Raw genomic sequence first — 5291 nt, 5'->3', positions numbered from 1 at the left:
GGTCTTGAGGCGTGCGGCAGGACAGAGGGGGGCGCTGTCCCGCCGGCATTTCGCAAGATTGTGCACCGTCGCACCATGCCCTATTGAAAATTCCGCCCCTTGGGCATGACCCCTTCTGCCTTCCCCGATAGTGTCGCGATGTCCTGCCGGTCGTTTTGCACGACAGGTACATCGGGCTTCTCCTCCAGAAGCACGGAAAGCCAGGGTGTCAGGTCCTCGACCTTCTCGGCGACGATATGGATGACGTCCGATTCCGACTGCAGTTTGCCGGTGACGCGGACCAGCCGCGCGCCCATGACAATGGGCCGGTAGCGGTTGAAGGTCCTTTCCCAAAAAATGACGTTGGCGACCGCCTGATCGTCTTCCAGCGTCAGGAAAATCGCTTTGGCGTTACCCGGCCGCTGCCGCACCAGGACAAGGCCGGCTACCGAAACGCGCTTGCCGTCCCGAACCTGGCCGAGGCGCGCATTGGGGGTGACGCCTGAGCGGTCCAGCCGCTGGCGCAGAAAGGCAAGCGGATGCGCCTTCAGCGACAGGCCGAGCGAACGGTAGTCGTGGACGACGTGCTCGCCAAGCGGCATTGTCGGCAGCCTGGTCTCGGGCTCGAGATCGCGCAAGCGGATCGCCGGCCGGTCGAACAGCGGCAGGGTCTCCCTGGCACTCCTGCCGTCGAGCGCGCGGACCGCCCACAGGGCGTCGCGGCGGTCGAGGCCGAGCGAACGGAAAGCGTCGGCTTGCGCCAGCTTCTCGATCTCGTCGACATAGAGGCCTGAGCGCAGCCAGACATCGCGAACGGTTGCGTAGCCGTCGCCGCGTCTGGCGACAAACACCTCCATGCGCTCCTTCGACAGGCCCTTGACCTGGCGAAAACCCAGCCGGACGGCATGGCTGGTCCGGATGACGCCGCGCATCTGGGCATGGCGGTCGAGGATGCGGGTTGGATCGAAAGGCACTCCCTCCAGCGCGCAGTCCCAACCGGAAAAATTGACGTCGACCTCGCGGATTTCAACGCCATGGTCGCGCGCGTCGCGGACAAGCTGAGCCGGCTGATAAAACCCCATCGGCTGGGAATTCAGGATCGCGGCGCAGAACACGTCGGGATAGAAGGTCTTGAACCAGCAGGAGGCATAGACCAGCAGGGCGAAGGAGGCGGCATGGCTTTCGGGAAAGCCATATTCGCCAAAACCCTCGATCTGCTTGAAGCAGCGCTCGGCGAAGTCCTTTTCGTAACCCCGCAAAATCATGCCGTCGACCATCCGCTTGCGATAATTGCCGATCGTGCCGGTGCGCTTGAAAGTGGCCATGGCGCGGCGCAGTTCATCGGCCTCGCCCGGCCTGAAGCCGCCGGCGACAATGGCGATCTTCATCGCCTGTTCCTGGAACAGCGGCACGCCCAGCGTCCTGCCGAGTATCTCTTCCAGTTCCGGCTTGGGATATTCGGGCTTTTCCTTGCCTTGCCGGCGGCGGAGATAGGGGTGGACCATGTCGCCCTGGATCGGGCCGGGCCGCACGATCGCCACCTCGATGACGAGGTCATAGAATGTTTTCGGCCTGAGCCGCGGCAGCATCGACATCTGGGCGCGGGATTCGATCTGGAAGACGCCGATCGTGTCGGCACGGCAGATCATGTCGTAGACATGTTTGTCCTCGGCAGGGAGGGTGGCCAGCACATAGGGCCGGCCATAGTCATCGCGCGCATCGGGATAATGATCCTCAAGCAGGGTGAAGGCGCGCTGCAGGCAGGTCAGCATGCCGAGCGCCAGCACGTCGACTTTTAGGATTTTCACCGCGTCGAGATCGTCCTTGTCCCACTCGACCATTTTGCGCTCGTCCATCGCCGTCTTGATGATGGGCACGATCTCGTCGAGCCGGTCCCTGGTGATGACGAAGCCGCCGACATGCTGCGACAGATGACGGGGAAAGCCCATGATCTCGTTGGCGCATTCGATCACCTGCCTTGTCGACGGATCGGTTTGATCGAGGCCGCCGGCCCTGGTCTCCTTTTCGCCGAGCTCCGAGGTCGACCAGCCCCAGATCGAGCTGGACAGCGCGCTCCTGACATCGTCCGACAGGCCCATCGCCTTGGCCACTTCGCGCATCGCCGACCGGCCCCGGTAGCTGACGACGGCCGCGGCAAGCGCGGTGCGCTTGGCGCTGTATTTCGAGTAGATGTACTGGATGACCTCTTCGCGCTTTTCATGCTCGAAATCGACATCGATGTCGGGCGGCTCGTTTCTTTTCTCGGAAATGAAACGCTCGAAAAGCGAATCGATCCGCTCAGGCCCCACTTCGGTGATGCCGATGCAATAGCAGACCACCGAATTGGCCGCGGAGCCACGGCCCTGGCAGAGTATGCCCTGGCTGCGGGCGAATTTGACGATGTCGTAGACAGTCAGGAAATAGCGCGCGTAATTCAGGCGCTCGATCAAAGCGAGCTCCTCGCGGATGCGCCTGGTCACATCGGCGGGAACGCCCGAGGGGTAGCGTATCGCGGCTCCCTCCCGAGCCAGCCTTTCCAGTTCGGCCTGGGGCCCGAGGCCCGATTCCGTCGGTTCGTCGGGATAGTTGTATTGGAGGTCACTGAGCGAGAAGCTCAATTCGCCGGCAAAGCGCAGCGTCTGCGCCAGTGCCTGCGGATGCCGCCGGAACAGCCGCGCCATCTCCATTGGCGGCTTCAAATGGCGCTCGGCATTGGCCGCCAGTTCCAGCCCCGCTTCGGCAACAGGCAGGTTGAGGCGGATCGCCGTCAGCACGTCCTGCAACGGGCGCCGTTCGGACGTATGGTAAAGAACGTCATTGGTCGCCATCAGCGGAATGCCTGATGCCTCGGCCATGGCAGCCGCCTGCTCGATACGGTAGCGGTCGTTGCCGTGATAATCCGGCGAAACGGCAAGCCGCAGGGTCTTGCCGAAGCGATCTTTTAGGCGGCTGATCAGCCTGAGGTCATCCTCGGCCGGCGTCGACAGATCCGGCAGGATCGCCAGCGACATGAGATCGCCCCATTCGAAAAGATCGTCGCGATAGAGCAGCGGTGCGCCCTTTTCGCTGTCGTCGCGCATATTGGCTTGCGTCAGCATGCGGCACAGATGGCCCCAGCCCTTGCGGTCCTGCGGATAGGCGAGAACGTCGGGCGTGCCATCGCAAAAAACCAGGCGGCAGCCGGGATGACAGGAAAGACCTTCCACCTTGGCCTGCTGCCAGGCGCGCACGACGCCGGCCACCGTGTTGCGGTCGGCAAGCCCGATCGACGAAAAGCCCAAAAACTTTGCCGCGACCACCAGCTCCTCCGGCTTCGAGGCGCCGCGCAGGAACGAGAAATTCGACTGGATGCCGAATTCGGCATAGGGGACGACCGCCAGCGCATTCATGCGAAGACCCCGTGCATGAACCAGCGCGGCGCCGCCTGTGAGGCGCCGTAGAGACCCTGGCGATAAAGCCAGTAGCGGCGGCCGTCGCTATCCTCGATGCGGAAATAATCCCGGGTCGCTTCCTGCCCAGCTGCCTCCCGCCACCATTCCGGGGCGATGCGTTCCGGCCCTTCGGCGCGCGCCACCCGGTAGAGCGCGCGCCGCCAGCGGAAGTTCAGCGGCGGTCCTTCAGGCATTTCGGTGGCCGGCACCTCGATCGGCTCGGGCGAACGGAACAGCCGGATCGGCCGTTCCGGCCGCAAGACAGGCCTGGTGTCTTGTATCTTGTCCGGCTGCTTCGGCGCAGAGAGCCTTTGCGGCGCCTCCGCATAGGGATGCGTGGCGACGGCGCGCTCGGGCAGATGACTCTCGACGGCGACCGGTTTCAAAACCGCGCTGTCGCCGAGCCGGGCGCGGATGCGGTCGGCGAAAAGGGCGATATCGGCGCCGTCATCGCGCGTCTCGCCGGTCAGATCCGCCTGCTGCATATCGAAGGCCGCGGCCGACAGCACCGAGAGGCGCACGAGATCGAAGCCATAGCCGGCATCGATGTCCTGTTCGAGCGCGGCAAGCCTCTCGTGGAACAATTTCTGGATCAGCAGCGGCTCGCGCAACGGCCGCGAGGTGCCGACGGCGATGCGGCTGACGGCGCCGTCGACGCGGAAAAGCAGCAGCGCCAGCCTTCTTGCGCCCTCGCCGCGGCGTTCGAGGTCCGCCTTCAATGTCGTCGCCAGCATTTTCACCAGCCGCTCTATTTCGTCGGTCAGCATGATCGGTTCTGCGAGATGGCGTTCGACCGAAAGCGGCGCCACCGGCAGGCGCGGCGACACCGCCTCGTCGAGGCGGCCGAGCGCCTGGTCGAGACGCAAAAGCAGCGATCTGCCGAAGCGGCGGGCGAGCGGCGCGCGCGGTGCTGCCATGACGGCGCCCGCCGTGCGCAGGCCGACGCTTTCCAGGCTGGCGCGGATGTCAGGCTCGATGCGCAGCGCCGCCAGCGGCAAGGGTGCGAGAAGCGCTTCCTCCTCGCCACCGGGGACGATGCGGTCACCAGAAAACCGCGCTGCCGCCCAGGCTGCACCTGGTGTGGCGGCAAGGCCGGCGCGGACATCGAAACCCTGATGGAAAAAGCGCGACAGGATGTCGTCCAGCATCGCCCGTTCGCCGCCGAAAAGATGGGTGCAGCCGGTGACGTCGAGGAACAGGCCATCGGCTGCGTCGATCGCCACCAGCGGGGTGTAGCGGTCGCACCAGTCGGCGAGGCTTTCGAGCAGGCGGCGGTCGGCCTCGGGATCGGCTTCCACCACGTCGATCGACGGATGCATGGCGCGCGCGTCGGCTATGCCCATGCCGCGCTTGAGATGAAGCGCCTCAGCCCGCTCGTCGAGGGCGGCGATGCGCTGCGCGTTCGCCTGGCGATGGCTGATCACCAGCGGCAGGTGATCCGGCGGCCGCGAACGCCAGGACCGCCCCAGACGCTGGCGCAGGATCCTTTCCGCGGCGAGATGCGGAAACCACAGGGACAGGATTCGCTGCCCGTTCTTGCCGGACTCGTCTTTCCCCGGCCCTTCTTTCCTCGAAACTGCGTTCATCGGGGTTCCACTCCAGTGTGAATTGTCCTGGCAAGGCGGTGCGGCTCTTGCCGATGCTGACGGTGAAGGCGGGGCGGCCGATCGAGCCGGCGAGCGGCCCGGCGATCGTCTCGCGTGGTGCCGACGGCGCCGCCGACAGGACAAGGCGGACGGGTGCCGCCGTCGGCTCGGGTTCGCCGGCCTGGCGCAGCAAAAACACCGGCCGGCCGGCGCTCTGTGCCCGGGCGTGCAGCCGCCGCGTCGCGGTGAGGTCCAGCCGCTGCGGACTGCCGCGGATTTCGAGGATGACGGCGGC

General features: G+C 65.3%; 2 protein-coding genes and 1 pseudogene. All 3 read right to left on the bottom strand.

Annotated elements, in window-relative coordinates; genetic code table 11:
* Positions 1 to 80: 80 nt before the first annotated feature.
* Entirely contained in the window at positions 81 to 3368 is a 3288-nt protein-coding gene (locus tag BQ8794_RS23335) for an error-prone DNA polymerase (RefSeq protein WP_077380972.1), read from the bottom strand.
* Positions 3365 to 4834: a DUF6504 family protein gene (locus BQ8794_RS23330; RefSeq protein ID WP_077380971.1), complete on the bottom strand. Its 1470-nt coding sequence runs from the start codon at positions 4832 to 4834 to the stop codon at positions 3365 to 3367. The genes BQ8794_RS23335 and BQ8794_RS23330 overlap by 4 nt, the downstream gene beginning before the upstream one ends.
* A pseudogene (locus BQ8794_RS36695) lies at positions 4776 to 5291 on the bottom strand (ImuA family protein); the annotation flags it as partial. The pseudogene BQ8794_RS36695 and the gene BQ8794_RS23330, both read right to left, overlap by 59 nt.

Source organism: Mesorhizobium prunaredense, assembly GCF_900156895.1.
GTDB classification, from domain to species: domain Bacteria; phylum Pseudomonadota; class Alphaproteobacteria; order Rhizobiales; family Rhizobiaceae; genus Mesorhizobium; species Mesorhizobium prunaredense.
This window is presented reverse-complemented; position numbering and strand designations above follow the sequence as displayed.